The sequence below is a fragment of the Bacillus suaedaesalsae genome, from assembly GCF_016890225.1.
Classification (GTDB): Bacteria; Bacillota; Bacilli; order Bacillales; family SA4; genus Bacillus_BS; species Bacillus_BS suaedaesalsae.
On the sequence record NZ_JAFELM010000019.1, the window covers coordinates 57,612 to 84,604 of the forward strand.

Consider the following 26,993-nt stretch of genomic DNA (forward strand, 5'->3'; position numbering starts at 1 on the left):
TTCACTCCCCAAGTACTCTTTTCATATAAACCATCATATCGTCAAGGCTTTGAACGGCGATTTCTTCCTCTCCTTGAACATGCTTTACTTTAATTCTCCACACTTTTTCTCCTGTAATTTCTTGCACATCAACACATGTACAACGTATAACAAACGAAGTGATCGGTTGAAAGGTATCTTCCATGCCCATATTCTCCTTCCTACCCAGCAACATCCGCTTTTTGCTCTGTTCCTTGCTTTTCTTTTACTCGAGCATATTTTCGTTTTTCGAACCAATGCATGGTTGTTCCAACGATTCCTTTTGGGAAGAACATAACTGAGAGGATATAAACGATCCCAAATAAAATAATCCATCTCTCGAATATCCAATGTACTTTTGCAAGGCCAGTTAACCAGTGGTGAGCAAATTCAATAATACCAGCACCTAAAATTGCTCCCGTTAATGTTCCAACTCCACCAATAATCGTCATTAATAATGCATCCAATGTGATATCCATCGTGAAAACAGACGTATTGACGAAACGAAGTGTAAGTACATAAAAGGATCCGGCAAAACTTGCTATCACACCAGCTATTACACTAGCAATTACTTTGTAATGAAGAATATGAAATCCAAGAGATTCTGTTCTAGATTCATTTTCCCTTATCGCTTGCAACACCTTTCCAACTGGTGAGGATGTAAAACGTCTTAATCCAAAGAATACTAGGATCATAAGTAGTAGAGATGTGAAATAAAGTACTTCCCTGTCTTTAAATGCATCTGGAATACTGAACGTAAATCCGTCATTTCCGTGTGTAACGGAACGCCATTTTTGTGCTAATACTAAAAACAACCCAGCAAAGGCCATTGTTAGCATTGCGTAAAAGTGGCTTTTCAATCGTAAAGAGAGAACGCCTACGATAAAGCTCACGATTGCTGAAAGTACAGCTCCAATAAGTAAACCTGTTACTAAGGCAAGAATCGACCCATCCATTCGGTCTAGAAATATTCCTGTCGAGTATGCCCCGATTCCAAAGAACATCGCATGACCAAATGATACAATTCCGGTATATCCAAGTAATAAATCATAGCTCATGGCTAGAACCGCAAATATAAAAATTTGAGTAAATAATATGAGCATTGCCCGTTCATCATTTATAAAAGGGAAAAGGACTAACAGTAACCCAATTATGATGTAATAAAACAATGGTTTTTGAAAATTTATTCGTAATTTATTCAATCCTCTCACCCCTTTTTCAATTGAAATAACCCTTGAGGTCTAAATATCAATACGATCATCATTAACATCATGTTGACGGCAAGAGATAATTCAGGTACGAAATATGCCATTAAAGAACCAGTGACTCCAACTAAAATCGCTGCCATAACTGAACCCGTTATACTTCCCATTCCTCCGATTACTACAACGATGAAGGCAAGGATCGCAAATTCCATCCCCATTTCTGCATAAATCACACCAGAATACGGTCCCAGTAATACTCCACCAAGTGCTGCCATCGCGGAACCAATCATAAACACATACATAAAAACTCGTTTAATGTTTATTCCTAACGCTTGAACCATCTCTTTGTCCATAACACCTGCTCTTACCACTAAACCGAGCTTAGTTTTGGTTAGTAAAAGATGAATTGCCACAAACACTAAAAACCCAACAATTATGATAAATAAACGATATTTAATAAGGATAATTTCTCCCCATTCCCAGCTTCCTGTTAACCACTCAGGTGTTTTTGCGCTTAACTGGTTTGGTCCCCAAACTACCTTTAACATCTCCCCTAACACGAGCATAACTCCAAGAGTGATTAAAATTTGTTGCACATGATTCCCGTAAACTGGCCCAATAATAAACTTCTCCATTAACAAGCCTAAAATAAGTCCTACAGCGAGTGCACATATAATACCGACTACGAAACTATCCGTAACGCCATACGACCATACCCCGGCATACGCTCCCCATGCAAACAAGCCACCGTGTGCAAAATTTAAGACATCCATTAATCCGAAAATAAGCGTTAACCCTGCTGCAAGTAAGAAAATTAACATCCCAGTCGCTAAACCATTTATGAGCAAATTAATTAATACTTCCACTAAACTTCCTCCCTTCTTACGCAATCCCTAAATATTTTTTACGTAGTATTTCATCCTGCTTCAATAAGTCCATTTCTCCATCTAGTACTGTTCTTCCATCATCGACAATGTAAAAGTAATCGCCAATGTTACTTGCCATCATGAAATTTTGTTCAACTAAAATAATCGTTGCTTCCTTTTTTAATTCTTGAATAGCATTCATTACACTCTCTACGACGATCGGCGCGAGGCCCTTACTCGGCTCATCAATTAACATCAACTCATTATTTCCGATAAACGCTCTTGAGATGGAGAGCATTTGCTTTTGACCTCCGCTCAGTGTTCCACCTGCCTTTTTCCAAAACTTCTTTAAATCTGGAAACAATTCTAAGATCCAATCAAGTCGTTTCATTGTTTCGCCATCTTGTTTTCGAATGGCTACCTTCATATTTTCTTCTACAGTTAAATCGGCAAATATCCCTTGGTTTTCTGGTACATAGCCAATTCCTAGTTTTGCAATTTCGTAGGTTGGAAGGTTTTGAATCTCTTTTTCTTTAAAGATAATCTTTCCTTTTGCTGCAGAATTAAGCCCCATTATTGAACGAAGTGTTGTCGTTTTCCCAGCTCCGTTTCTACCCAGTAGAACTGTAACTTCCCCCTTTTTGGCAACGATAGAAACTCCCTGTAAAATATGATATTGCTCGATGTACGTTTCAATATGTTCCACCTTAAGAAGCATCGTATAAGCCCCCTAAATATGCTTTTTGTACTGTTTCGTTATCCATAATTTCTTTTGGTGTTCCATCTGCTAACAAGCCGCCATTAAATAGAACTGTAACTGAGTCAGATAAGTCTAGAATCATATCCATCTTGTGTTCAATTAGAATGATTGTTCTTGAACCTTCATCTTTTATTTGTTTAATTACTTCAAGAATGGTCGGAACTTCTTCAATCGACATTCCAGCTGTTGGTTCATCAAGAAGAATCACTTCTGTTTCTAACGCTAACAACATCGCAATTTCCAGCTTTCTTTTTTCACCGTGAGCTAAATTTTTTGCGAGTGAATGTGCTTTAGAATCAAGTAGTACTTTCCGAAGTAACTCATAGGATTCTTCTTCATGTCCCCGAAAGCTTTGAAAATGAGATAGAAAATTATAACGAACTCCATGCTTTGACTGTACCGCGAGTCTAACATTTTCAAGTACCGTTAAATTTGGAAACACATTTGTAATCTGAAAGGAACGACCAATTCCCCTGCGTGTGCGTTCTGTTGGAGATAGCTTCGTAATGTTTTCTCCTTTAAAAAGAACTTCACCTTTTGTCGGTGACAATTGCCCACTTAATAGGTTGAAAAATGTTGTTTTCCCTGCACCGTTTGGACCAATGATTGATTTAAAATGCTTCGATGGCACAGAAAAATTCACATGATCAACAGCTGTATGTGCACCGAATGCAATTGTTAAATCTTTCGTTTCAATAATGTTGCTCATTCTCTATCACCTTCTTATTTAGAATGAAAAGGAACTTAGGGCTATACCATAAGTTCCTCTTAGTTTTACAAATTACTTATTTCGAATTGGCGGAGCTGTTTCTTCTGGTGTTAGCTCACGGATTAACACAGGAACTGGATAGTCAACTCCGTCTTTCTTTTCTAGGCGAATTGCATATAGTGATTGCAGTGCTTGGTGATCTTCTGCTCTAAATGTCATTTTTCCTTTAGGTGTTTCGAAGCTCATTCCTTCCATTGCTTCAATTAATGTTTCCGCGTCTGTATTACCTTCTGTTTTCTTTATTGCTTCTACAATTGCAATTGCTGCACTCATTCCACCTGGAGTGAACAGGTCAGGTACTGTACCGTCAAAACGCTTCTTATGCTCTTCAACTAACCACTTATTAATATCATTCTGTGGTAGATCATGATAATAAACGGTGAAGCCTTCCATTCCAACTAATGCATTCATAGTTGAAAGAGCTGCAATATCAGGAGCACCTGTCGAAATCTTAATTCCTTTTTCTTGTACCTTCATATCAGAAATTTGGTTCCAAGGAGAGTTCGCTCCTGCCCAAACAACAAATAAGTAATCAGGTTTTGCTTCAATAATCTTTTGAATGTTTGATGTAAAGTCAGTTGCAGCTGGATCTGCATATTCTTCATGTACGATTTCAGCACCAAGATCTAACGCAGCTTCTTTGAAGGCTGCTATTCCATCTTGACCGAAAGAGGAATCTGGAGCGAATGTTGCTATTTTCACACCTTTATCTGCGATTGCAGCAGCTCCTGCTACAGCATCCTGTGAAGAGTTACGAGCTGTTCTGAATATATACTTATTAAACTCAGAACCTGTGATACTATCAGCAACCGCTGGTTCAACAACCATAATTTTTTCATATTCTTCCGCAAGTGGTAATACCGCTAGTGTGTCTCCAGAGCTTGATGAACCAACTAAGAAATCGACTTCATCTTCCTCTAATAATTTTGTTGCTTTTTGAATCGCAACCTCAGGTTTTGTTTCCGTATCTTCCACGATAAATTCAATTTTTTGACCGTTGACTTCTCTCGTTCCATCCGTTGCATAATCTAAGCCTAGCTCAAAGCCTTGAATAGATTGCTTACCGTACGCTTCGAGAGGACCAGTCATGGATGCTAGAACACCAACTTTAATTGGTTTCCTGCTTTCCTTAGAATTTTCATTTCCCTCAGATCCCTCATCTGTAGTAGTTGTGCCGGAACATGCTGATAAAAGAAGAACAAATGCAAGCATTAATAAAGATAAACTACGATGCCATTTTTTCTTACTCATGTAATTTCCCCCTTTTTCGTTACATCTCCTAACGTGGAAACGTTGATTGTATCGTAATCGGTAGTAGTTACAAATGAGTTACAAATTATGAGAACTGAGAATGAGCTTCCACTAGCATGGGTCACTATTCCTCAACCTAAGAAAAAAACGCAAGTGCTCTAGTCTCTTGTGGACTGCACCTGCGTTATTGGTTTCTCTGGATGAATTTTCTGTTAGCTTAGAAGTAGTATCCATGTTTTGGGTGTTGTCGTCGCATATTCAATTTCTTAATAGACGGATTTAATAATATATCAGCCAGTTGATGCCTATTCCTGCGAAATCAGCTTACTTACGGGCGAGTTTTGAAAACCTATCGGCGAACACCTTGCTTTTCAGCTATGAAAGCGATGTATCACGTATCCTCACACTATTCGGCAAAACTTTATAGATTCATTGATACTCCTGTCTACCCCATCTTCGTAATCATTTCATACATTTGTTTAGTCGGTTCCATAGGCTCTACGCCTAATTCTTTTTCCAAGCTATTACAGCATTTTTTGTACCATCTGATTGCTAAGGGACGGTTATTTTTTTGATAGAAGCAATACATTAATAGTCGGTATGCTTCTTCCCACGTGTTATCTTTTTCTAAAATGTTTTCACACCAGTGAATGGCTTCATCGTATTGTGATTTTTGGACTGACAGTTGAGCGAGTTTTTCTGCTCCTCTGAGATAGTAGACGAGTAACCGTTCTCTCTCTGAAATGCACCATTCTTCATAGCGACGCTCAGGTAAATAGTCGCCGTCATATAGTTCAAGTCCTTTTGATAGAAAGTTAAAAGCCTTTTCATTATCTTTTTCTTTTAACCCCGCTCGGATCCAACGCTCGAATTCCTCTGCATCTAAATAGATGCTTGCTTTCGGGTTCACGCCGTACGATTGACCTTCACGCTTAAAGAAGAACGGATTGGTCCTTGCTTTTCGATGGGGCTCAACCGCATTATGAAGCGCATTAAAAGCTACTTTAAAATCTCTAGATGCTGCTTTTTCATCTACGTCCGACCATAATAATTGGGACAATGTATCCTTTTGGATATAGTTATGTCGTCTCGTGATGAAAAGCTCGAACAATTCCTTCGCTTTTCCTCTTTGCCAATCCTTTTCACGTACTTCTTTATCACCAATCCATACTTTAAATCTCCCTAACGTTTGGACTCTTAGCGTATAACCAGGGTGACTTTCCACATCATGAAGTCCAAGCTCATTTAATAAATATGTTACATATTGTCTTTGTATCCCTTGAGCTTGTGCTTCAATAAGTAATGGTGTAATTGATTGTAAATCTCTAGGTCCAAAGATTGTTGGCTGCGTAAGAACAAATTCATAGTTTCCGATTTGAACATAATTTAAGAAACTAGTAAACACTTCCTGAAATTGTGTCCATTTTTCAAGTTGATAATAAAGAATCGATTTCCAAAGCATTGAAACACAAATTCCATATTGGTCCCCGCAAAAGTGGAATTGGTCATTTGCTTTATTTAACCAATCCTCCGCTTCTTCTACTTTCCCAGCATATGAGAATGTAATGGCGATACATAATTTAATGCACGCGGAAAGCCATGAGTCATTCACTCTTTCTGTTTCAGCAAGAGCGAGTTTTCCGATTTCCATCGCCTTTTCATAAGCTCCATCTGATCCATAAACAATAGAAAGTCCCATTAAAGGCTCAGCCTTCCCGCGCGGCACATCTAAATCATCCATCATATGAAGGGCTGTATCGTAACATTTTTTCGCTAAGCTAGAGTCATAGCGTCCTATTAGCTGCACAGCATGCCCCATACGGATCCAACCGCACGCTTCTACAAAAGGAGCCTTATAACGGATGCCCTCTTGAATCCCTATCTCAGCCAACTCCTTTGCTGATTCAGGCTTCCCTACAAAGCATTCAATTAACGACAATAACAAATTCGTTTCTCGATGTGATTGTTGGAGGTGTGAATGCGTTTCTTGAAGCTCATAGTTTTTCTTATTTAATAGGATTCGTTTTGCTTCACCTAGCTGCCCTGTCCGTAGCTTTAACCTCGCTTCTAAATTTCCGATGTCCTGGAGCAAATCATGTTCAATTGCTTTTTCAAACCACTTTTCTGCTTTTTTAGCTTGCCCTGCATTTACTAAATTTTCGGCCATTAAGCAATAGAGTCGAGCTTTTTCTATATTTGAAGCGTTTTCATTTTTCTCCATAATTTCAATCGCTCGTTGTAGCAAACGATCAGCTTTTCCTGGAGAAATCGTGTCTAAATATATGTATGCCTGCCCTTGAAGTGCTTTTAATTCTCCATCATAATCTCCTCTGCTATTTGCAAGCATCGATGCTTTTTGATAATTTTCTTCTGCTTCCTTGTACAAACATTGATAGCGAAGCACTTCTCCTTGCAAATAATATAGACGATAGAAGGCTTGTTTTTGATCATCTGACACTTTCCTCAGCCGTTCTAGTAAACTCTCAAGCTTCCCATTTTGAATTAATGTTTCTCCAAATTCATTTAATAAATAGGCTACTTCATCATGTTTTTCTAGTTTCTCTAAATGATAAATCGCTGGCTCTAACTGATTTCTTTTTCGATAATAATCAGAGGCACGTCGGTGTAACTGATTATATTTATCTTGCTGGAGAATGAGCTGTCTTTCTAAAAATTCTTTAAAAAGCGCATGATATCGATATTGACTTTGACCAATTGATTGTAGGAATAAGTTTTTTTGCTGCAATAATCCCAGCATATCCTTGGATCCGGAGATTCCTAATACTTCATCGCAAAGCTCGGGTGTTATTTCGTCAAAAATGCACGTTTGTTCTAGAAACTGCTGAACCATTGGAGCTTGCTTTACGAGTACTTCCATTGCTAGAAAATGAAACAGATCTTCCATGGAAGTATATTTATTTTTTAACAACTTTGAGATATCTCGATGATGACCTAACTGTTGGATGACCATTTGCAGGGCAATAATCCAACCTTCTGTTAGCTGATAAATTTGCTGTATTTCCCGTTCGTCAAGCTCAATGCTATATACGTCAGTAAACCAGGCTTCGATGTCTTCTTTGGAAAATGCCAAATCCTTCTCTCGTATTTCTAACAAAAGTCCTTTGAGCTTTAACGAACTCATAATCCCCCATTGTGGCCGATTTCTACTTATAAATACTAATCGTAAATTATGAGGAATGTTTTCAATGAACCATAGCAACCAATCGTCAATTTGATTCGAGTGTTGTACAAGATGCAAATCATCAATAATCATAATAAATTCAGATTCAAGACCAAGAATTTCATTCACTAACAACGCACTAAAACTACGAATCTCTTCATCTCTTGCATATCGATTCATTTTGTTTAAATAGTTGATCAGTTCATCACCGAAACCAGAAAATTGTCCTTTTATTGCATAAATAAAGTAGGTTAAAAATGGGATTAGTTCATCGTCATAGCTTGATATACTGTACCAGCAGTAAGTTTTTTTCAAATCAGATAAAAAGGTCGAGACAGCCGTACTTTTCCCATAACCTGGTCCAGAGTGTACAATCGTTAGTGGAACTGTTGTAATAGAATGCAGTTTTTTCGTCAAAGTTGGTCTACGTAAAATATCATCTTTAATACTTGGTGGAGTTAATTTTGTATGAAGAATAGAAGAGGAGGACATACAATCACATCCAATTAATAGTTTTTTGAATTTTTTCATTATTTTAACATATATGAGCTATGTATGGGAAAATGTTTAGTCATTTATGGAATAGAATCGTTAGGAATTTACATAAAGCAGAACAAAAGGAGCAAGCGCCCCATTTAGCCTCAGGCACAGCAAATGTTGCGGAGAGAAAATAAGGGTGCTACTATCCCTTTTCTTCTCTCCGGGTTATTTGACCTCAGGCGGGCTGGGCGCTTGAGCTTTAGCTTTAGCTGGATTCAAATGACCCACACAAGTTATACACAAGTGATTTATTTTATAATTTCCTAAACAACAAAAAACCCTCGTTTCGCCCGAGGGTTAAAACTTTATACCTAATTGTTGAAAAGGATAATATCTTAGATTTACCTTACCAACTACTTGTTCCACCTCGATAAAGCCAAAGTGTCTGCTATCATAGCTTCCGAGGCGGTTATCGCCGATTACAAACAATTTCCCTTCAGGTACAACTTTTTCACCTGTTTTCTCTTCTAACGTGAAATCTTCTGTAAACTGCTCGCCTACAAATGCTTCTTTGTATGTACTTAAATAAGGTTCATCTACTTGCACATCGTTAACATAAAGGTTTCCATCCTGATACGAAATTTTGTCACCAGGTAAACCAATAATCCGCTTAACGTAATCTTCTTCCTTATTAGCATGAAACACGATTACATCGAACCGCTCCAAATTACCATATTCATAGCCCATCTTATTAATAACGAGAAGATTCCCATCTTGAAGTGTAGGAGTCATCGAACTTCCTTCTACAACATAGCTTGAAAAGAAAAACGTTCGAATAATAAACGCTATGACTAGGCCAGTTAAAATCGGTTTTCCAAAGTTTAGCCATTTCGAGTTGGCTTGGTTATTCATGCTGCTCCCCTACCTCCCCAAGTTTACTATTTTTCTCTTTTGTACTTAAATATAGTTCAATTCTCTTCCCAACATACCATAAAATGAAAATAAATAGAGCAACAATACCTGTCCTAATCGGCCTTGTGACAAGCGAACGGATGTCGTAGCCGACAAAACTAATCATAAAAATCATGACCATTTTACCTGTTAGAACAGCAAGAATAAACTGCCATAAGCTAACTCGTGATAATCCAGCTACTACATTTATTATGGCTGATGGTGAAAATGGAAAACAAAGAAGCAAAAATAAGGGACCGAATCCATGTCGTTCTAGCCAACCAGTTAGCTTCTGCACCTGCTTGCTTTTCCTTATCCATTTAAAAAATCGTCTCTCTCCTAACCTTCTTACGACTAAGAAAACGAGAATTGATCCTAAGCATGCTCCAATCCATGAAACAAGAAAACCTAACCAAAGTCCGAATGCTGCTGCGTTCGCAACAACAAAGACAACTAACGGTAAAAAAGGAAAAATCGCTTCTAGCATCGGTAGAACAATGCCAGGAATAATACCTAAATCACGATATTCATCCATCAGTTTCTGGATATTTTCGAGCGTAAACCATGACTGCAAATTTGACCATAAATGTTGAGATGATTCAATATCCATGAACTCTATTCTCCTAAAGGTATATTAATATGTCTATTGTACACAATTCATCCATAAAACAAAAAGAAAAGAAGACGTATTGTTCAGATAATAAGGAGTAACTACTAACATTTACTACTTATTTATCCAACACGCTTCTTTTCTATTGGTTGTTTTCACATTGTTTGTTTATTTATTTTACTTATGGCTCTGTTAAAGTAGAGTGTTGAATTTTAACTATATGTTGATTGTAGTGGAAGGTGCGAGACTCCTGCGGGAGCAGCTCAGGCAGGTGAGACCCCACAGGAGCATAGCGACGAGGAGGCTCACCGCCCGCCCCGCGGAAAGCGAGTGCCGCACGCGGAAATCAACATTATTGTTTAACAGAGCCTTACTTATAGATATTTATCAAACCAATTGGCAATATGATCTAAGCGGTGAATACGAAGATTTGGATGACCACTTCTCGATAATTCATGATTCGCTTCAGGAAAACGAACAAACATCGTTTCTTTTTTATTATGTTTTAATGTTACATACAGTTGTTCAGCTTGCTCAATTGGGCAGCGATAATCTTTTTCTCCATGTAAAATGAGTAGAGGTGTTTCAATATTGTTCACATACTTTAGTGGAGAGTGATTCCATAGCTTTTCCGGATCAAAGCTTTCTCCTCTAAGCACTTCCCAGTCTGTGAAAAAATAGCCAATATCACTTACTCCGTAGAAACTGATCCAGTTCGTAATGCTTCGTTGAGTAACAGCAGCTTTAAATCGGTTCGTATGCCCAACAATCCAATTCGTCATAAAACCACCATAACTTCCACCTGTTACACCTAGTCTACTTTCATCAATGAAATCGTAATTTTCAAGAACGTAGTCCACTGCTGACATTATGTCTAAATAATCCTTACCACCATAATCGCCTCTTACTTTATCAACGAAATCTTGACCGTATCCATGACTGCCACGAGGATTAGTAAAAAGAACAGCATAACCTTTCGCAGCTAATGTTTGAAACTCATGAAAGTACGAATTTGCGTACATCATATGAGGTCCACCATGAATTTCAACAATTAATGGGACCTTTTGTCCTTCCTTAAACCCAACTGGCTTCATTAGCCATCCATGTATTTCTAAACCATCTTCTGCGTTAAAGGAAATAGACTCTGCGGGAGACAGTTCAATTTCATTAAGAAATGCCTGATTTACATTTGTAAGTTGTTTTTTCAACCCTGTTTGTAAATCAATGAAAAATAACTCACCTGGTTGAGTAGGCGTGCTAATTCCGGCAATTAATTTATGAGTTTTCACATCTACTGTAAAAGAGTAGACATGGTGGTCATCTAATGTTACAGGATATACGAGACCCTCGATGTCTCCGTAATATACATTTGTACTACCCTGGTCACTAGCTAAAAAATAAAAACCTTTGCTGTCCTCAGTCCAAACTAATCCTTGAGTTAAATTACCTAGTTGGAAATCTCCAATAGCCACATCTCCAACTTGCACATCCCAACTGTAGGTTAAGCATTGAATTTGTTCTGTGTCCAATTCATACAACCAAATTCTTGATAAAGTAGCAGATCTATATTCCTTTTCATGACCAATAAAAGTAAGATACTGTCCACATGGTGACCAGCTTACGTGATGGAAACTACCATTTGACGTAATTTGTTTTAATGAGCGACTTTCAATATCTAGCAAGTAGACATCACTATTCAGTTCATAGTCAGCCTCATCAGACGGATTAGTTAGGAGTGCCATCATCCTTCCATCAGGTGAGGGACTTCCTAACGAATAGTCGTAATTTCCATCCGTTAAAACAGTCATCTCCCCTGTTTTCACTTCCACTAATACAATTTGGTTGTATTTATGATTAAAGAAGCCACTTGCATCTGATTTATAGAAAAGCTTTTCTACGACCATCGGCTCTACTTTATTCTCTTTTGTTTCCACGTGATCCTGGTCTACGTCTTCTTCTTTTCCAAGCGTGGTATTGATAAAAATATGTTTACTGTCAGGTGACCACATATATTGATTTACACCATTCGTCGTTTTTGTTAATTGGCGTGGTTCACCTCCAGCCGGGTCTAGTATGTATAGCTGTGACTTACCAGTACGATTTGATAAAAAAGCAATGAGACTTCCGTCTGGAGACCATCGTACTTGTTGATCTCGGACTTTACCGTGTGTATACTGTCTGACTTTCTCTCCATCTAAGTCGGATACATATAAATGAGACATATACTCCTGACTCTTTTCATCAATTTCTGTTTGGACAAATAAATACTGACTACCGTCTGGTGAAAACTGTGGTTGATTTACTGATTTTAGCTTGTATAAGTCTCTAGATTGGATTCCTCTTTTTTGGCTCATAATGACAGATACACATCCTTTTTTGTTTTGGCTCTGTTAACGTTAAGTCATAGCTGCGTGCTTTCCGTAGGAAGTAGCAGACCTTAGCAGAGGTCTTACTCGCACCTTCCACTACAATCAGCTATTCATCCAAAATCAACATAGATTTATAACATCGACTTGTCTATATCAATTATTTCGCCATCTGAAATATTTTTCCTTCTTAAGCTTACATTTTTTTACTTGCTTTTTTTTAAAAGACTTATTATTATTTAAATACGAACAAACGTTCTAAAAAAGAGGAGGGTGATTTACATGACGCGTATACCAGATGAAGATCGTACGTTATTCGAACAGTCTCTCTTTTTGCCAATGGCGTTAACCATTTTCGAACGAGATCTAACTATTATTGAACGAGCGCCATTTAAATTAAAACAGCCTTATATTCGATGCATCGAACAGTCAATGAATCATATACAACGTGATTTATCTATTATTAAACAAGAGATGAAAAAAAAGAAAATGAAGGCACAAGAAGTGCAAAGAGATGAAACGTTTACATCCTTTTTATTCATCTATAAAGGATATGAGGAACATCACAATTACTTTAATCCTAGAATTAAGCATTATGTACAGGAAGTGATGGAGAAATATTTGTTACATACACGAACGTAGCCTAATACTAAACTAAGGATCTTTTCGTAAACATTGCTGCTATTTCTCTTTAATTGATCATTACATAGCTTTGACGAATAGTTCCCCCACAATCTTGATACCTGCGTGTTTATAGATTTGTTCGAAAACAACAATCTAAAAACAAAAGGATCCAAACATAAATTTGGATCTCATTTTCTTGAAAAAGTGTGTTCTTCTTCAAACAGAATGACGCCTAACTTTTGGAGATTCGCGCCACATGAAAGTTCGCCTCATAGTGAGCAAACTCTCACAGTATTATGTTTAATAGTATTCACACTTCATAAAATTATTCTTTAGCTCATTTCTTTTGTGTTAAAATGCTGTGTCATTAAAAAGGAAGTCTTTCTATTTTCTGAAGATATACGACTAGAAAGTGTTGTACGAAGTTGTGCTGTTCGGTATAGTTGGTTTTCTAATGAGCCTCTTGAGATTGGAAGCGACACTTCTTTGTTATTTGAAAAGATAATTGTTGTTTTGTCATATCCACTAGAAACTAATTGTTTAACAAATGAATGTGAAATCCATGAACATTGTTGTCTACTAGGTGATGTTGTAGGGAAAAAATAGATGGAATTGGTAGGATCAATAACAATCGGGGCTTTGTGGGTGACACCCATAATTTCACGTGTACCTTCTTTTCTACCTTGGAGGCTACTTCCGAAGAAACGACAGCTCTTTTCAATAATTTGGATTGGCTTCGCCTTTACAATATATTCATACTCAAGTTCCATAACCCGAGAATATAATCCCTCCTCAGTTACTTCAGGAAGAATAGCCATAGTGTAAGGGCTAATCTCATATTCTTCTAAATATGTACTTCTCATTTTTACAACTCCTTTCAATTTTTACAATCCTATAATAAGACATATCCTGACAAAAGAAAATAGTTTTTTAACTATTTCGATATTATTTTTCATGATTTATACAACTGATTATAGTGGCCAGCATATCCTAGGTAAGTGTGGAAAGGGATTACCCGGACATTCATTAATGGAAAACAACCAAAATAAAAACAGCTCTCTCTTAGAGAAAACCGTTTTAATGGGTTGGATGAGATTCCTATGAATTGTTAAACACTTGGGAGATTTCTTTCTCAGCAATATACTCATTACCTTCTTCCACTGATATGTGTTCATCAACAGAATCACCTAAATTTGATCCACTAAAGTGGTTGAATCCTGATGTCACGGTCATTTGTGGGTTTAAAGGTGTGCTAAAAGGAATTTCATTCTTTTTCGGCTCATTTACATTTTGTTCAGACATCTATTTACACCTCCCTTATTAGAGTGCTCCTAATACAGGAATCTTATCCCAATAAAAAAGAACTTCATACATTATTATAACCATTAAAAGATTAAATATTCAGAATATTATTGAAAAAGAGACCTTTATTTATTATAATAGGGAGACCACTATAAAAACAAAACCGTTAAACGAGAACTTCTATACTATGAACAGGAGTGATCAACCATTAAAAAACGGCCATCATATTCTGAATTAATGAAGCAAGAAGCAATGAAAGTACAAAAAGAAGCTGAAACTGTAAATGTTTATGTACAGATGATTTTAGATGAAATTATATTTACTGCAAGAGCAAAAAAATTAGGTATTGAAATTGATGATGCATTAGATAAACGGGACGACCAATTATTTTACAGATTAACTAATGAATATAACCAATTAATGAAACATGCTTAATTTAGTAACGTTAAGGTAGATGCTTACCTTAACGTTTTTCTTTTGTACACATCCCTTATTTCGTACATGATTTTCCGCTTACTACAAATAATACCAGTATGATATTTAGAACTGGAGGCATGTGTATGAGATTGTCACACTTTATCGTCATTATATTTCTATTAGTATTGTTTTTGCCATCAATAGGTTTGGCATCACCACCAAAGGAAGAGTTAACTGATTACTTACAGAAGTTAGAATGGACAATGGATGATTTGACAAGCTACTTAACCACAAAAAATTTGACGATTGAAGAATTCGATACGATAGAGGATCTTATTGAAGCTTTAGGAACTCCAATTAACGAGTCCAATATTCAACCTTTATTGCAGAAGTTCAATCTTACACATGACGACTTAGATGACTTATTAGAGCAGTTTGGTGAATCACCTGACGATTATACATTTATTGAAGATTTGGAGTCTGCAGTAGGCTTTTTTACACGCCATACCGAAGAGTTAACAAGTATAACCGATTTTCTTTCCTATATCGGAATGAGTGATGAAGAAATATCTGAACTGATAATTCACATTGTTTCACTTGACCAAGCTGAGTTTCTAACGAAACTTAAAGCAATCGATAAAAGAATCGAAATGGCAGGAACTATTGATGAGAGTGGTAGCTTACAAGAAAATAAACAGAAGGAGTTGCTATCCATTTTAGAGGATGTATTCATGGCTTATAAGTTGACACCCTCACTCTTTGTCATAGGTGAAGTGGATGGGTTTCCACAATCGTTCCCATTAACTAAATTAATGGATATAACTCCTACAAACGGAAAAGTAATAGAAGTCTCTTTGCAATCCGACTCTGGTAGTTCGGTCGCGGATCTTACATTTTCTTCAGAAATGCTTCACTCGGATTTTGTATTACAAGCAAGTGAACAACTGATAAATGTTGGACAACTCGCTTCAACAAAAGGAACACTCATGAATGGAGATCCATTACCTGTTACAGCTTCTTCCTATCCATTAAAGATTTCTGTTGGCTTATTCTTACTTCTTATAAGCACTATACTCATGTTATTTGCTTCGCGAGAACAGATGAAGAGGCAATGAAGAAACTATCCATCATATTAGGAATTGTTGGCTTAATGCTTACAATTCCTAATGGTTATTCCTATTGGATTGGACTATCTGCTACGGAGGAGAATCTTACTCCAATAATTGACGAACAAAGAACATTAACTCGGGCAAGGCCAAATGTAGGAGAAGAAATAGGAAGACTAACCATTCCATCACTAAATTTTAATGTCCCTATTTATTACGGCTCTTCTGAAAATGAACTAAAGAAGGGTGTCGGTCATTATATTAGAAGTGGTCTACCTGGTGAAAATCGACACATCGTTCTGACTGGACATAGGGACACGATATTTAGAAAGTTAGAAAACATAAAAAATAATGAGTATATATGGGTAGAAATGAAAAACGGTAAGTACCAATATAAAATCAATAAAATTAAAATTGTAAGTCAGCATGATCGAACCATTCTCGTTGAAAAACCGGTAGAAACTTTAACACTCATTACGTGTTACCCGTTTCAATATATCGGTAATGCACCGGAGCGTTTTATCATTTCGGCCAAGTTAATGAAGAAACCTACACATAACGAAAAGAGGCTGGGACATAACTAAATAAATCATCCTCAAAGGAGAGTAATATCTAAATTATTCTACCTATTAAATATTTTACTTTTTTCGTATCCTTTGTTATTTATTCATGAGTTAACGAAATAAGAGGCTGGACATAAGTCTTTCAGCCAAGGATAAACCCGAACTATTAGGCGATTTTTTAATGAATCTTTCACCTAATAGTTCGGGTCTATTTGTTGCTTTAGATTTGTTTGTATTTGCATACTATTTATAAAAATTAGTGGAATGGAGCGGAAGACACTCGACTCCTGCGGGAAGTAGAGGAAAGGCTGAGACCCCGCAGGCGTAGCCGAGGAGGCTCAGCTTCCTCCCCGCGGAAAGCGAGTGGCTGCAGCGCAATGGAACGAACTTGTTCTTCCAGCTTAGATTATTTATTTTCAGCAAGCTCCATTAACTTTGTTGTAGCATCATCAGTATGTTTAATGAGTTCAACTAAGTCACTATTTTGTTGGTTATGATTTTCGATAGAAGCTGCAATTTCTTCAAGTGAAGCGGTTGTTTCTTCAATAATGGCAGCGAACTCATTCACGGAAGTTTCTATTGAATTAGAGGAAACATTGATTGTTGAAGAAATTTGTTCAAATTTATTAATTGTGTTGTTTAATTCATCAACCGTTTGCTTAATATTTGTGAATTCATTCATCGTTGCTTTTGTCATTTCCACACTTTCAGTCATACGAATTGCATTCTCTTTCATTTGTGACTGAGATGTTTTTGTATTATCATTTACTTCTACTAGGTTTTCAGAAATGCGGTTTGCTGTATTTGAAGTAATATCAGATAACTTACGTATCTCTTCAGCAACGACCGCAAACCCTTTCCCACTTTCACCTGCACGTGCAGCCTCAATAGATGCATTTAATGCAAGTAAATTTGTTTGAGAAGCAATATCACGAATCGTATCTGAGAATCCACTTGTTTCTACAATTTTCTCAGCTAAATTGTTCATTGTATCTGTAAGGTTTTCTACCGAGTCTTGGAATTCAGTCATTTTAGATAGTAACTGTTCAATCTTTTCGCTACCTGCTTCTGAAGCTTCATTTGTAGATGTAGATTGCTTGCTTAAATACTCAGCGTTCGCAACAAGCTGGTCTACCATTTGATTTAAGTTTTCAATTGATTCCGTAATTGTACTTGCTGTTTCTGTTTGTGTTTGCATACCAGATGAAATTTCTCCAACAGCAATTCCCATTTCATTAAAGGAATGCAATTGCTCTTCGCTTTGCATACGAACTTTGGCAAGATTATCACTAATGGTCTTCGATCCAACACTTAATTGCTCTGCTTGATCTTTTTGTTGTTGTAATAGAAGTTCTGTTTGATGTTGCAATTCAACCATGTCTTCGGACATCTTACCAGAAACTCGCAATTGAAAGATTAATGTTAAACATACTAAACTGAAGATTAAGTAGTAAGCAAATACTCTAGAAGCATCAATTCCTAAGCTAGAGAAGGCATCGACAAAAAATAGAGCACTAGTAATAATAGCAGCAACAATACCTAGTATCATTGTTGATTTCTTATTATATATAGCAACAGTAGTAAGTAAGTATAATGGCATCAGCATCATTGTGACAGTATGTGAGCTCGTCATAATGAAATAGAGTACTGTCGATATCCCGATAATTGCTACATAAGGTATCTTCGTTATAAATAACTTCTTGTAAATAAACACGTAAAGTAAAGCTACAAGACCAAATCCACCGATCGCAATCGTCAAAATTAAGGCAAGTGGCTGTTTGAGCCCTACCTCAACAACAATGGCTAATAATACGGACAATAAGGTAACCATCGTTACAAGCTTATTTTTCCTCTCAATATCCTTGATCTGTAATTCGTTTAAAAAATTCGTTCCTGCCATCTTAATCACACCTTGCTGAATAGTAATATGGTACTAAGTACCAACTATTATTCTACTATATTTTATCAGAAAATTTCTACATATTTTTTCTAAATTCTTCATTTTTCGACAAATACTTTTGACTACTCTTCTTTCTCGTTACTATCAACTAATCCTAGTTTTGTTGCATCTTCTACACAGTAACTAATAAGAATATATTGATATGTTCCTTTTTCAGCGTCTCTTTCATCGGGTGGAATTTCTGGCCATTCCCTTTGCTCTCCGTCCATTGCATTCATAATCGGGCCGAGTGATTCTCTCCATTGTCTTGCAGTCTTTTGATTTGACGTACTATCAATAGAGACGTGAAATGGTAGCCTTGTAAAACTTTCCCCTTGCTCTTTACGTTCTCTAATTAGTTCTAATGATTTTTGATAAAGCATTAAGCCTGGATTTAATTTTTGATGAATTAGAGAGAGCGCTAACTCTATATGTTCACTTTGTTCTTCGATATCTCCCTTATATATCGTATTACTCATGTCTACAGACTTATAGTATTTTTCAATAAGATTTCCTTGTTGTTTTGTTTCCACTATATCCAGTAACTCGGCCTTCACTAACTTCTTCACATGATAATATAACCGTAAAGGCTCCTCTCCTATTTTTTCAGCTAAATCTTTCACTGTCACTGGTTCGCCTGATGCTAAAGCTAAAATTTGGGTTCTTCTAGGGTCGGATAATATTTTCATTAACTCCATTGATTGTCTTTGATATTTCAAGGTGTTAGCCTCCATCAACTATTCTTTTTATAAGGCTGTTTCGCATACTTTGTTGCTGTTTTTACAAAAATAGAATTTATATTAGGTCCGTTGATTTCCGCTTCAGGCACACGCTTTCCGCGGGGAGGGACGTGAGCCTCCTCGGCTTAGCCTGCGGGGTCTCACGATTCCCTCTATCTCCCGCAGGAGTCGAGTGCCTTCCGCTCCAATCAACTCAACGTTTTAACAGAGTTATCCAAATAGCAACAATCTTTACGAAAAGAGCCTTTTATAAAAAGGATATCACATATTTTGTGTTCCCTACCATTTAATGTCTAGTCAATTGTCCAGACAATCTTTACTCTCCATAAGACAAAGAAGACAAACAGTGTCATGAGTAAGCTTGAGATAAGCATAATGACTTGGATCGTAACGCCAAACGATAATAATGCAGATACAAATGCAAATGATAATGGTGTGAAGCCCATTGCAGCAGTTGCCATTAAGCTTTGTACCCTTCCCATCATCGCTGGTTCAACTAATTCTTGTGTTAAAGAAGGACTAATAATATTACTAATCGCTAAACATATACCTGCAATAACCATAATCGCAATACCATACCATAAAAACGTCATTTGGCTTAGTAGCCCATTTAGTACTCCCAAAATCGCAATTAAACTTAAACTCATAATCGCTCTCTTTTTCTTAAAATTTACTACTCCTGTTATGATCGCCCCTGCAAACATACCAATCGCTAGTGAACTCTCAAGATAGCTTAAATCTAATATATCTCCCTTTAACGTATGTTCCACAAGAAGTGGAAGTCCGATGTTTATTGGACCAACTAAGAGGAAGTTTACGATGATAGATGTACTCATTACAGTTAAGAGAAACGGCATACCTTTTACATAACGAATACCTTCCTTCAAATCCGCCTTTAGATTACTACTATTCAATAAGTCACCTTTTTCAATACTCTCCTCTTTCATCGATTTCATGATTAGCGAACTTACAATTAATAATATAGCCGCTGTACCGAAAGCTCCTGCGAAAGAGTAAAACTTGATGATAAAACCTGCTAGTGCAGGGCCAATCATAAGTGTTAACTGACTCGTAGTTTGTATGATTGAGTTTGCTCTAGTAATTTGGGATTTTTGAACGATCATCGGGATAAATGAATTACTGGCCGGCCAGAAAAATGCATCCAATACACCGAAAAAAAACGCAAACACTAGGAGCAACCATACATTTAACACATCTGTCAGTAGCAAAACCACAAGCCCCGCAACTAATAATCCTCTTGTAAAATTCGATAAAAACATAGTCTGTGAACGAGATAATTTATCAGCAACTACGCCACCAACTGCCATTAACAATATACGAGGAATCGTCGTGATCATCATAACAATACCAAGCCATGAATCTTGTTTTAATCTATTTACAACAAACCAAGTTTCGGAAATTAAATACATTGACAGTGACAGTCCTGTAAAAGCTGTAGCAATCCATAAAAATAAAAACTTTTTATTTCTCAAAATCGATTCAGCTGGCATAACACCCTGAACAGTCTTCACCTTTGAAAGTTCCATACGGTTCTCTCCCTTTATTGTAATTTATTTTACCGTTGTAATTTATTACAATGATTAATCTTATTGTAGAACCATTTCCTTAAAATGTAAAGAGCTTTCAAATAAAGAAAAAACGACAAGTGACTGCTAGTCGTTTTTTCTTTATTTGAAATTAGTTTGTAAACTGCTCTTCTTCAGTTGATCCAGTTAAGGCAGTTGTGGATGAGTTTCCACCGGACACGACTTGTGCTACTTCGTCAAAGTATCCAGTTCCTACTTCACGTTGGTGTCTTGTTGCTGTGTAGCCATATTTTTCGCTATCAAATTCTGCTTGTTGTAGTTCTGAGTAAGCAGCCATTCCTCTATCTCTATAGCCTCTTGCTAGTTCAAACATCGAATGATTTAGTGCATGGAAGCCAGCGAGTGTAACGAATTGAAACTTATAACCCATTTTTCCTAGTTCTCTTTGGAATTTTTCGATTGTATTGTCATCTAGCTTTTTCTTCCAGTTAAAGGATGGGGAACAATTGTATGCTAATAGTTTTCCTGGGAACTTTTCATGAATAGCTTCTGCAAACCTTCTTGCTTCTTCCAAATTCGGTTCAGAAGTTTCGCACCAAATCAAGTCTGCATATGGTGCATACGCTAATCCCCTTGCGATTGCTTGTTCTAAACCAGCATTCGTTCTAAAGAATCCTTCAGAAGTACGTTCACCTGTAATAAATGGATGATCTGCATCATCAATATCACTTGTAATTAAATCTGCTGCATTCGCGTCTGTTCTCGCTACTAGTATAGTTGGAACACCCATTACATCTGCAGCTAAACGCGCAGAGATCAAGTTTCTAACAGCTGTTTGTGTTGGCAATAATACCTTTCCACCAAGGTGACCGCACTTTTTCTCAGAAGATAGCTGATCCTCAAAGTGAACACCTGCAGCTCCTGCTTCAATCATACCCTTCATCAATTCAAACACATTTAACTGCCCACCGAAACCTGCCTCAGCATCTGCTACAATTGGTGCGAACCAATCAATCTCGCCCACGCCTTCTAAATGTTGAATTTGATCTGCACGCTGTAACGCTTGGTTAATTCTTTTTACAACAGAAGGTACACTATTTGCTGGATATAAGCTTTGATCGGGATACATATTACCAGAAAGGTTCGCATCAGCCGCAACTTGCCAACCGCTTAAATAAATGGCTTTTAAACCTGCTTTTACTTGTTGAACTGCTTGGTTTCCTGTTAATGCACCTAAGGCATGAACATAATCTTCCGTGTTCAGCAACCCCCAAAGCTTCTCTGCCCCTCTTCTAGCAAGTGTGTATTCAATATCAATTGATCCTCTTAGTTTTAAAACATCTTCTGGTGTATACGGTCTTGTAACTCCATTCCAACGTGAATCAAGCTCCCAGTTTTCTTGTAATACTTTTACTCTTTCGTTTGTCATGATCCAAACCCCTTTTCCTTTTATAGTTTTTCGTAGCCTTTTAATGTTAAAAATTCAGCAAAATCTTCTTGCAAAACGAGCTCATTTAAAATTTGTGCGGCCTCAAGGTAACGCCCTTCCTTATATCTGTCATCTTCAACCTTCTCTTTTATTACTTGAAGCTCCTCGGAAGACCAATTATGATACATTTCCTCTGTAAACTTTCTTCCGTCCTCTAATACACCTTTAGGATGACGTAACCACTGCCACAACTGGGCTCTTGATATTTCTGCTGTTGCCGCATCCTCCATTAAGTTATGGATTGGAACAGCTCCGCTTCCTGATAACCATGCCTCAATATATTGAATCGCTACATTTATATTTGTACGAATACCCGCTTCTGTAATCACACCTTTAGGAACTTCTAATAGCATAGACTCATCTATTTTTACATCTTCTCGTTTACTATGAATCTGATTTTTTCCAGGCATTTTTTCATCAAAAACATCTAACGCAACCGCTACAAGTGCCGGATGAGCAACCCATGTTCCGTCATGGCCATCTGTAGCTTCACGTTCTTTATCAAGGCGAACTTTATTAAACGCCTCTTCATTTAGTTTCTCGTTACCCTTGACTGGAATTTGCGCTGCCATACCACCAATCGCATGCGCCCCGCGGCGATGACATGTCTGAATAGCTAATAAAGAATACGCTCTCATAAATGGCACCGTCATTGTCACAAGTGAACGGTCTGGAACAATCACTTGCGGAAGCTCTCGAAACTTTTTAATATAACTAAAAATGTAATCCCATCTACCACAGTTTAATCCTGCTGAATGTTCCTTTAATTCATATAAAATTTCATCCATTTCAAAAGCAGCCAAGATTGTTTCAATTAGTACAGTCGCCTTGATTGTACCTGTTGGAATGGATAAGTATTCTTGCGCATACAAAAAGACATCATTCCAAAGTTTTGCTTCTAAATGACTTTCTAACTTTGGTAAGTAAAAGTACGGTCCACTTCCACGATCCATAAGCTCCTTCGCGTTATGAAAAAAGTACAGACCAAAATCAAGTAAACTAGCTGAAATTCTCTCTCCGCCTAGTAAAATATGTTTCTCCTCTAAGTGCCAGCCTCTTGGTCTAACTACTAAAGTCGCAATCTCATCTCTCAGCTTATATTCTTTTCCATTATCATTTCTAAAGGAAATCGTTCTCTTAATAGCATCTTTTAAGTTAACTTGACCATCTATAATGTTTTCCCATGTTGGTGACGTTGCATCTTCGAAATCAGCCATAAACACCTTTGCACCCGAGTTTAACGCATTAATTATCATCTTACGGTCAACAGGACCTGTTATTTCTACTCTTCGGTCTTGTAGATCCTCTGGGATAGGTGCCACTAACCAATCTCCGTTTCTGACACTCTCTGTTTCTTTTAGAAAGGTTGGCATAACACCTGTATTAATTTCTAGTTGTCTCTCAAGTCTAGCTTTTAAGAGCTCTTTTCTACGTTGTCCAAACTTCTTCTCAAGCTGTACGATAAAAGTTAATGCGTCTTGCGTTAAAATTTCTTCATACCTTGACTTTACAGCTCCGTTTACCTTCAAGCCTGCCTGTTGAATAGACAATGTTCATCCTCCTTTGTTATAAAACAGTTGTATTCTGTTTTGTCTTATTATATAACAGTACAAACCTAGTTGTAACTATTTTTTTCAGAAAATTTACCAATTAAGAAAAAAAGGCTAGAACCCTGTGTGTAAAATAGGGCTCTAGCCTTATAAAGTGTAACTTGCGGGGATTACCATCCCCACTGATTGTTAGTTGAACCAATCATCCTACTGGCGTTTATTCAATACTTACACTTCCCCGAATCTCTTTAGTTTAAAAGTGTATTAGCGCCAGTTGGAACGGGAGAGATTTTATGCAAATTGCGCAATTAATGTATTACGTTCGTATTCTAATTCTTGAAGCTGTTTCATAATTTGTGTTTTTTCTTTTTCAATCTGTTTTACAAGTGAAGTAATTTGGTATTTATACGCATTAACCTGTTCTAATGAGTCATTAATTTGATTCTGAATGACCCAATCGGTGATTAATCCGTCAAAGAAGAAGTCAGCAAATCTAGTTAAGTTGGACAACTCCATTGATTCGGTAAATTCTGTCCCAATATCTTCAAGTTCTCTTTTAAGCTTCTTAGCCAAGTGCTGTGCATCATGCATATACCCGCTAGCATCATCAATGTGATTGTGCTTTATCGCTGTAGAAATAACACCACCACCAAACATATCAAGAGTCCCCCAGCCGGAAGCACTTTCAAGTGAGGCAGATGCTTGCTTTAATGATTGCTTAACAGCATTTCCAGCAAAAATTGCTTCCTCCATTTCTAACTGCATAGTGGCCATTTGATTTGCTTGATCATTTAACGTATCTAGATGTGAATTAATTTCTGAACTGATTAGTCTCATATATCCTTCTTTTTCTTTCAGTAGCTGCTCAAGTTCTTGCTCTGCGTTCATCACGTTTTGGAGGTTTGTATGTACTGCTTCGATTTCTTGTTCTAGGTCTTTAATCTCAGCTTTTGCTTCGTCATATTGTAGCTTAGCTAATACAGCCTCTTGTTTTTCTTGCTTTAGACGTTCCTCTTTAGTACCTAATACTGTTAGTAGGATTGATGTAATGCTTAAACCTTCAAGCTTGTCGACATCTTGATTTTCTTTTTCTAATTTCTCTTTTAAATCAAGTAATCTAGCTTTTGAAGACGTTAGTTCTTGGTGATAAGAACGAAGTTGCTTTTCCCATTTTTGTTTAAGTCGTACACGTTCCTGCACTTGTTTAATTTTAGAATTTAATTGTAGAACCACAAAAAATTCCCCCTTTACCTATATATAACGAGGGAAGTATGAAAAAGGTTTCATTGTTTTCGAAATATTTTTTTAAATTTTTACAGTGATAATAAAAGCAGTTACTTGCTTTAAGTACTTGCACAGTACAGGAGATTACTATACTAAGAAAAGTTACTTAAATAAAAAGCTATTTCCTGCTTACTTTTCAACGTAATAATCGTTTTATCTTTTCCAAACTTCTCAAACCGTTTGGCCATTTTTTGCTTTCTTGGGTAGTACGTTGTGTAAATAAATTTAATAAATGGCCAATCTAGCTTTTCTGGACATCCTTCTGGCATATCAGGTCTTGTACTACCTATATTCGAGAACCACCTACTTACAACTCGATACAAACAAACATACAAAGGTAATTCTAAATAAATAATTGTATCAGCATGTTCCGCGCGAATGTGAAAGGTGGAGTTATAATTTCCTTCTATAATCCACTGGTCTTTCTGTACAACTTCTCTTTGTTTTTGTTCGAACTCACCTTTTTCAGATTCTATCCATCCCGTTTTCCAATACAAGGAATCAAGATGAGTAACAGGATACCCAAGCTTTTCTCCCAATTTTCTTGCAAATGTCGTTTTACCTACCCCAGAAGAAATTCCAATTACCATAACACGATTCATTCTCCCACCCCAATTACAGCTTTTTACGTCTATTTAATTTATCACACTATTAAAAAATGGCACTACTCTAAGTTTAGAATAATGCCAAATTTTTTTAACTATTTTTCACTCTCTCTTAATTCATAGCTATCTAAATAATGAATTCTCTCGACCATCGGTGGGTGGGTATATCTAAATAATTTCACAATGAAAGGTGGATTCACTTCACTTAAGTTTGATTTTGTCAATTGTTGGAATGATCCTACTGCTGCTTCCGGATTTTTCGTCAATTCTACTGCATAAGTGTCAGCCTGGAGCTCATGTGCTCTTGATACAGTATTGCTAATTGGTGCAAATAGGAAGGAGAGCACAGACAATAATAAGAAAAATAGTGGTATCGTTGCCACTTCTTTCGGATCATGAATGTTAAATCGATGACCATGACGTCTTATAATGATATTCATAAGTTTATGAATCAAGTAAAAACCTACTAGAGATACGAGAGTATAACTAACAACACCAAAAAAGACGTGTTTCTTCACATAGTGTCCCATCTCATGTGCCATGATAAACAACACTTCGTCATCTTCTAATTTATTCAGGGTTGTATCCCATAATACGATTCGCGAATTGTCTCCTATTCCTGTTACATAGGCATTCATTGCTTTCGTTTTTTCAGACATATTTACTTCGTATACATGCTCTGCAGGGATTCCTGCTTTATCAGCAACTGAGAGAATTTTTTCCTCTAACTCCTTGTCCTTCAATGGATAAAAGTCATTGTAAAGCGGATCGATAAAAACAGGCTGAATGAATGTTAAAAACAACGTAAAGGGAATCGACAATAGCCATCCATATAGCCACCATCTCTTTGGACTTTTTCTCATTAGACCATATAACACTAACACAATAAGTCCCGTTAAAAAGTAATTAATCCAAAAATCGAGCATGTAGTCTTTCATCCAACCATTAAAAGGTTGAACACTTATTCCATAATCCTTTGAGACGTTATATCCAAATAGTTTGAAAGGAAAGCTTAAAACAGTTGTAAACAAAGTTATCCAAAATAAATAAATAAACACTTGAAGGGGTCTAAAACGTACAGTTCCCTTCGCCCAATCTTGAAACTTCTTCGATAAGCCTACCGATAACAAAATAAAAAGTAATAACCATTCATACGGTGTTGATAAAAAATATAAGGCATTTTTTATTTTGGAAAATTCCTCACTTATTAGTAACTCCTTTTCGTTCATAAACGTAGCTGGATCTGATGCTGATCCTTCATATCCACTTGGTATTGTCGTATCTGCCCAATTGAAAATATACAAACAGAACACAACACTAAAAACAATGTATACGACAATAGAACTCAGTACTGTCTTTTTCAACGTCTG

The 26,993-nt window shown here is 36.8% G+C and carries 24 protein-coding genes; 4 read left to right on the forward strand and 20 right to left on the reverse strand.

Annotated elements, in window-relative coordinates:
- Position 1 precedes the first annotated feature (1 nt).
- The 10 genes from JR050_RS05615 to JR050_RS05660 form a co-directional block, all read right to left on the reverse strand.
- Positions 2–184 carry a hypothetical protein gene (locus tag JR050_RS05615; protein WP_204202534.1) on the reverse strand — a complete coding sequence of 61 codons (183 nt, stop codon included), beginning with the start codon at positions 182–184 and terminating at the stop codon, positions 2–4.
- A gap of 16 nt (positions 185–200) precedes the next feature.
- Positions 201–1,220, reverse strand: a complete 1,020-nt coding sequence (locus JR050_RS05620; protein ID WP_239454117.1) for a branched-chain amino acid ABC transporter permease — start codon at positions 1,218–1,220, stop codon at positions 201–203.
- Positions 1,221–1,225: 5 nt separating this feature from the next.
- Entirely contained in the window at positions 1,226–2,089 is an 864-nt protein-coding gene (locus JR050_RS05625; protein ID WP_204202535.1) for a branched-chain amino acid ABC transporter permease, read from the reverse strand.
- 16 nt (positions 2,090–2,105) lie between these two features.
- Positions 2,106–2,807, reverse strand: a complete 702-nt coding sequence (locus JR050_RS05630; RefSeq protein WP_204202536.1) for an ABC transporter ATP-binding protein — start codon at positions 2,805–2,807, stop codon at positions 2,106–2,108.
- Positions 2,797–3,558 carry an ABC transporter ATP-binding protein gene (locus tag JR050_RS05635; protein WP_204202537.1) on the reverse strand — a complete coding sequence of 254 codons (762 nt, stop codon included), beginning with the start codon at positions 3,556–3,558 and terminating at the stop codon, positions 2,797–2,799. The genes JR050_RS05630 and JR050_RS05635 overlap by 11 nt, the downstream gene beginning before the upstream one ends.
- Before the next feature lie 72 nt (positions 3,559–3,630).
- On the reverse strand, positions 3,631–4,869 hold the full coding sequence (locus JR050_RS05640; RefSeq protein ID WP_204202538.1) for a substrate-binding domain-containing protein: 1,239 nt from the start codon (positions 4,867–4,869) through the stop codon (positions 3,631–3,633).
- Positions 4,870–5,314: 445 nt separating this feature from the next.
- A complete protein-coding gene (locus tag JR050_RS05645) occupies positions 5,315–8,542 on the reverse strand; it encodes a winged helix-turn-helix domain-containing protein (protein WP_204202539.1) in 3,228 nt (1,075 codons plus the stop codon).
- A gap of 345 nt (positions 8,543–8,887) precedes the next feature.
- Positions 8,888–9,442, reverse strand: coding sequence for a signal peptidase I (gene lepB / locus JR050_RS05650; RefSeq protein ID WP_204202540.1), 555 nt, complete (start codon positions 9,440–9,442; stop codon positions 8,888–8,890).
- Positions 9,435–10,091, reverse strand: a complete 657-nt coding sequence (locus tag JR050_RS05655) for a TVP38/TMEM64 family protein (protein WP_204202541.1) — start codon at positions 10,089–10,091, stop codon at positions 9,435–9,437. Before JR050_RS05655 ends, lepB begins: the two co-directional genes overlap by 8 nt.
- A 374-nt stretch (positions 10,092–10,465) precedes the next feature.
- On the reverse strand, positions 10,466–12,445 hold the full coding sequence (locus tag JR050_RS05660; RefSeq protein WP_204202542.1) for a S9 family peptidase: 1,980 nt from the start codon (positions 12,443–12,445) through the stop codon (positions 10,466–10,468).
- A gap of 294 nt (positions 12,446–12,739) precedes the next feature.
- Here JR050_RS05660 and JR050_RS05665 point away from each other — a divergent pair, with 294 nt between their 5' ends.
- Entirely contained in the window at positions 12,740–13,099 is a 360-nt protein-coding gene (locus tag JR050_RS05665; protein WP_204202543.1) for a YhjD family protein, read from the forward strand.
- A 314-nt stretch (positions 13,100–13,413) separates the two neighbouring features.
- Here JR050_RS05665 and JR050_RS05670 read toward each other — a convergent pair whose 3' ends face one another.
- Together JR050_RS05670 and JR050_RS05675 are read right to left on the reverse strand one after the other, a co-directional pair.
- On the reverse strand, positions 13,414–13,944 hold the full coding sequence (locus tag JR050_RS05670) for a competence protein ComK (RefSeq protein ID WP_204202544.1): 531 nt from the start codon (positions 13,942–13,944) through the stop codon (positions 13,414–13,416).
- A 235-nt stretch (positions 13,945–14,179) separates the two neighbouring features.
- Positions 14,180–14,383 (reverse strand): hypothetical protein, encoded by a 204-nt coding sequence (locus tag JR050_RS05675; RefSeq protein ID WP_204202545.1) that lies wholly within the window; start codon positions 14,381–14,383, stop codon positions 14,180–14,182.
- Positions 14,384–14,635: 252 nt separating this feature from the next.
- On the opposite strand from JR050_RS05675, the gene JR050_RS05680 reads away from it, so the two are divergent.
- The 3 genes from JR050_RS05680 to JR050_RS05690 all read left to right on the forward strand — a co-directional run bounded on the left by JR050_RS05680 (position 14,636) and on the right by JR050_RS05690 (position 16,490).
- A complete protein-coding gene (locus JR050_RS05680) occupies positions 14,636–14,818 on the forward strand; it encodes an IDEAL domain-containing protein (protein WP_204202546.1) in 183 nt (60 codons plus the stop codon).
- A gap of 125 nt (positions 14,819–14,943) precedes the next feature.
- Complete coding sequence (locus JR050_RS05685; RefSeq protein WP_204202547.1) at positions 14,944–15,915, forward strand: processed acidic surface protein; 972 nt, start codon at positions 14,944–14,946, stop codon at positions 15,913–15,915.
- The gene (locus JR050_RS05690; RefSeq protein WP_204202548.1) at positions 15,912–16,490 is read left to right on the forward strand and encodes a class D sortase; all 579 of its coding nucleotides are present in this window, start codon (positions 15,912–15,914) and stop codon (positions 16,488–16,490) included. Before JR050_RS05685 ends, JR050_RS05690 begins: the two co-directional genes overlap by 4 nt.
- Positions 16,491–16,875: 385 nt before the next feature.
- Here the strand turns inward: JR050_RS05690 and JR050_RS05695 are convergent, their stop codons facing one another.
- The 8 genes from JR050_RS05695 to JR050_RS05730 form a co-directional block, all read right to left on the reverse strand.
- On the reverse strand, positions 16,876–18,369 hold the full coding sequence (locus JR050_RS05695) for a methyl-accepting chemotaxis protein (RefSeq protein WP_204202549.1): 1,494 nt from the start codon (positions 18,367–18,369) through the stop codon (positions 16,876–16,878).
- Positions 18,370–18,491: 122 nt separating this feature from the next.
- On the reverse strand, positions 18,492–19,127 hold the full coding sequence (locus tag JR050_RS05700) for a winged helix-turn-helix domain-containing protein (protein ID WP_239454118.1): 636 nt from the start codon (positions 19,125–19,127) through the stop codon (positions 18,492–18,494).
- 314 nt (positions 19,128–19,441) lie between these two features.
- Complete coding sequence (locus tag JR050_RS05705) at positions 19,442–20,695, reverse strand: MFS transporter (RefSeq protein ID WP_204202550.1); 1,254 nt, start codon at positions 20,693–20,695, stop codon at positions 19,442–19,444.
- Between the two features lie 151 nt (positions 20,696–20,846).
- Complete coding sequence (gene aceA / locus JR050_RS05710; RefSeq protein ID WP_204202551.1) at positions 20,847–22,124, reverse strand: isocitrate lyase; 1,278 nt, start codon at positions 22,122–22,124, stop codon at positions 20,847–20,849.
- Between the two features lie 20 nt (positions 22,125–22,144).
- Positions 22,145–23,734: a malate synthase A gene (gene aceB / locus JR050_RS05715; protein WP_204202552.1), complete on the reverse strand. Its 1,590-nt coding sequence runs from the start codon at positions 23,732–23,734 to the stop codon at positions 22,145–22,147.
- A 291-nt stretch (positions 23,735–24,025) separates the two neighbouring features.
- Positions 24,026–24,967, reverse strand: a complete 942-nt coding sequence (locus JR050_RS05720) for a coiled-coil domain-containing protein (RefSeq protein ID WP_204202553.1) — start codon at positions 24,965–24,967, stop codon at positions 24,026–24,028.
- A gap of 143 nt (positions 24,968–25,110) precedes the next feature.
- Complete coding sequence (locus tag JR050_RS05725; protein WP_204202554.1) at positions 25,111–25,620, reverse strand: P-loop NTPase family protein; 510 nt, start codon at positions 25,618–25,620, stop codon at positions 25,111–25,113.
- A 98-nt stretch (positions 25,621–25,718) separates the two neighbouring features.
- A complete protein-coding gene (locus tag JR050_RS05730; RefSeq protein ID WP_204202555.1) occupies positions 25,719–26,987 on the reverse strand; it encodes a M48 family metallopeptidase in 1,269 nt (422 codons plus the stop codon).
- Positions 26,988–26,993: the final 6 nt, after the last annotated feature.

What these genes read in the sequence shown, in the direction of transcription:
- JR050_RS05615 (WP_204202534.1), bottom strand. Translation starts at nt 184, where the DNA reads ATGGAAGATACCTTTCAACCGATCACTTCGTTTGTTATACGTTGTACA.
- JR050_RS05630 (WP_204202536.1), bottom strand. Translation starts at nt 2,807, where the DNA reads ATGCTTCTTAAGGTGGAACATATTGAAACGTACATCGAGCAATATCAT.
- JR050_RS05635 (WP_204202537.1), bottom strand. Translation starts at nt 3,558, where the DNA reads ATGAGCAACATTATTGAAACGAAAGATTTAACAATTGCATTCGGTGCA.
- JR050_RS05640 (WP_204202538.1), bottom strand. Translation starts at nt 4,869, where the DNA reads ATGAGTAAGAAAAAATGGCATCGTAGTTTATCTTTATTAATGCTTGCA.
- JR050_RS05645 (WP_204202539.1), bottom strand. Translation starts at nt 8,542, where the DNA reads ATGTCCTCCTCTTCTATTCTTCATACAAAATTAACTCCACCAAGTATT.
- lepB (WP_204202540.1), bottom strand. Translation starts at nt 9,442, where the DNA reads ATGAATAACCAAGCCAACTCGAAATGGCTAAACTTTGGAAAACCGATT.
- JR050_RS05655 (WP_204202541.1), bottom strand. Translation starts at nt 10,091, where the DNA reads ATGGATATTGAATCATCTCAACATTTATGGTCAAATTTGCAGTCATGG.
- JR050_RS05660 (WP_204202542.1), bottom strand. Translation starts at nt 12,445, where the DNA reads ATGAGCCAAAAAAGAGGAATCCAATCTAGAGACTTATACAAGCTAAAA.
- JR050_RS05665 (WP_204202543.1), top strand. Translation starts at nt 12,740, where the DNA reads ATGACGCGTATACCAGATGAAGATCGTACGTTATTCGAACAGTCTCTC.
- JR050_RS05670 (WP_204202544.1), bottom strand. Translation starts at nt 13,944, where the DNA reads ATGAGAAGTACATATTTAGAAGAATATGAGATTAGCCCTTACACTATG.
- JR050_RS05675 (WP_204202545.1), bottom strand. Translation starts at nt 14,383, where the DNA reads ATGTCTGAACAAAATGTAAATGAGCCGAAAAAGAATGAAATTCCTTTT.
- JR050_RS05680 (WP_204202546.1), top strand. Translation starts at nt 14,636, where the DNA reads ATGAAAGTACAAAAAGAAGCTGAAACTGTAAATGTTTATGTACAGATG.
- JR050_RS05685 (WP_204202547.1), top strand. Translation starts at nt 14,944, where the DNA reads ATGAGATTGTCACACTTTATCGTCATTATATTTCTATTAGTATTGTTT.
- JR050_RS05690 (WP_204202548.1), top strand. Translation starts at nt 15,912, where the DNA reads ATGAAGAAACTATCCATCATATTAGGAATTGTTGGCTTAATGCTTACA.
- JR050_RS05695 (WP_204202549.1), bottom strand. Translation starts at nt 18,369, where the DNA reads ATGGCAGGAACGAATTTTTTAAACGAATTACAGATCAAGGATATTGAG.
- JR050_RS05705 (WP_204202550.1), bottom strand. Translation starts at nt 20,695, where the DNA reads ATGGAACTTTCAAAGGTGAAGACTGTTCAGGGTGTTATGCCAGCTGAA.
- aceA (WP_204202551.1), bottom strand. Translation starts at nt 22,124, where the DNA reads ATGACAAACGAAAGAGTAAAAGTATTACAAGAAAACTGGGAGCTTGAT.
- JR050_RS05725 (WP_204202554.1), bottom strand. Translation starts at nt 25,620, where the DNA reads ATGAATCGTGTTATGGTAATTGGAATTTCTTCTGGGGTAGGTAAAACG.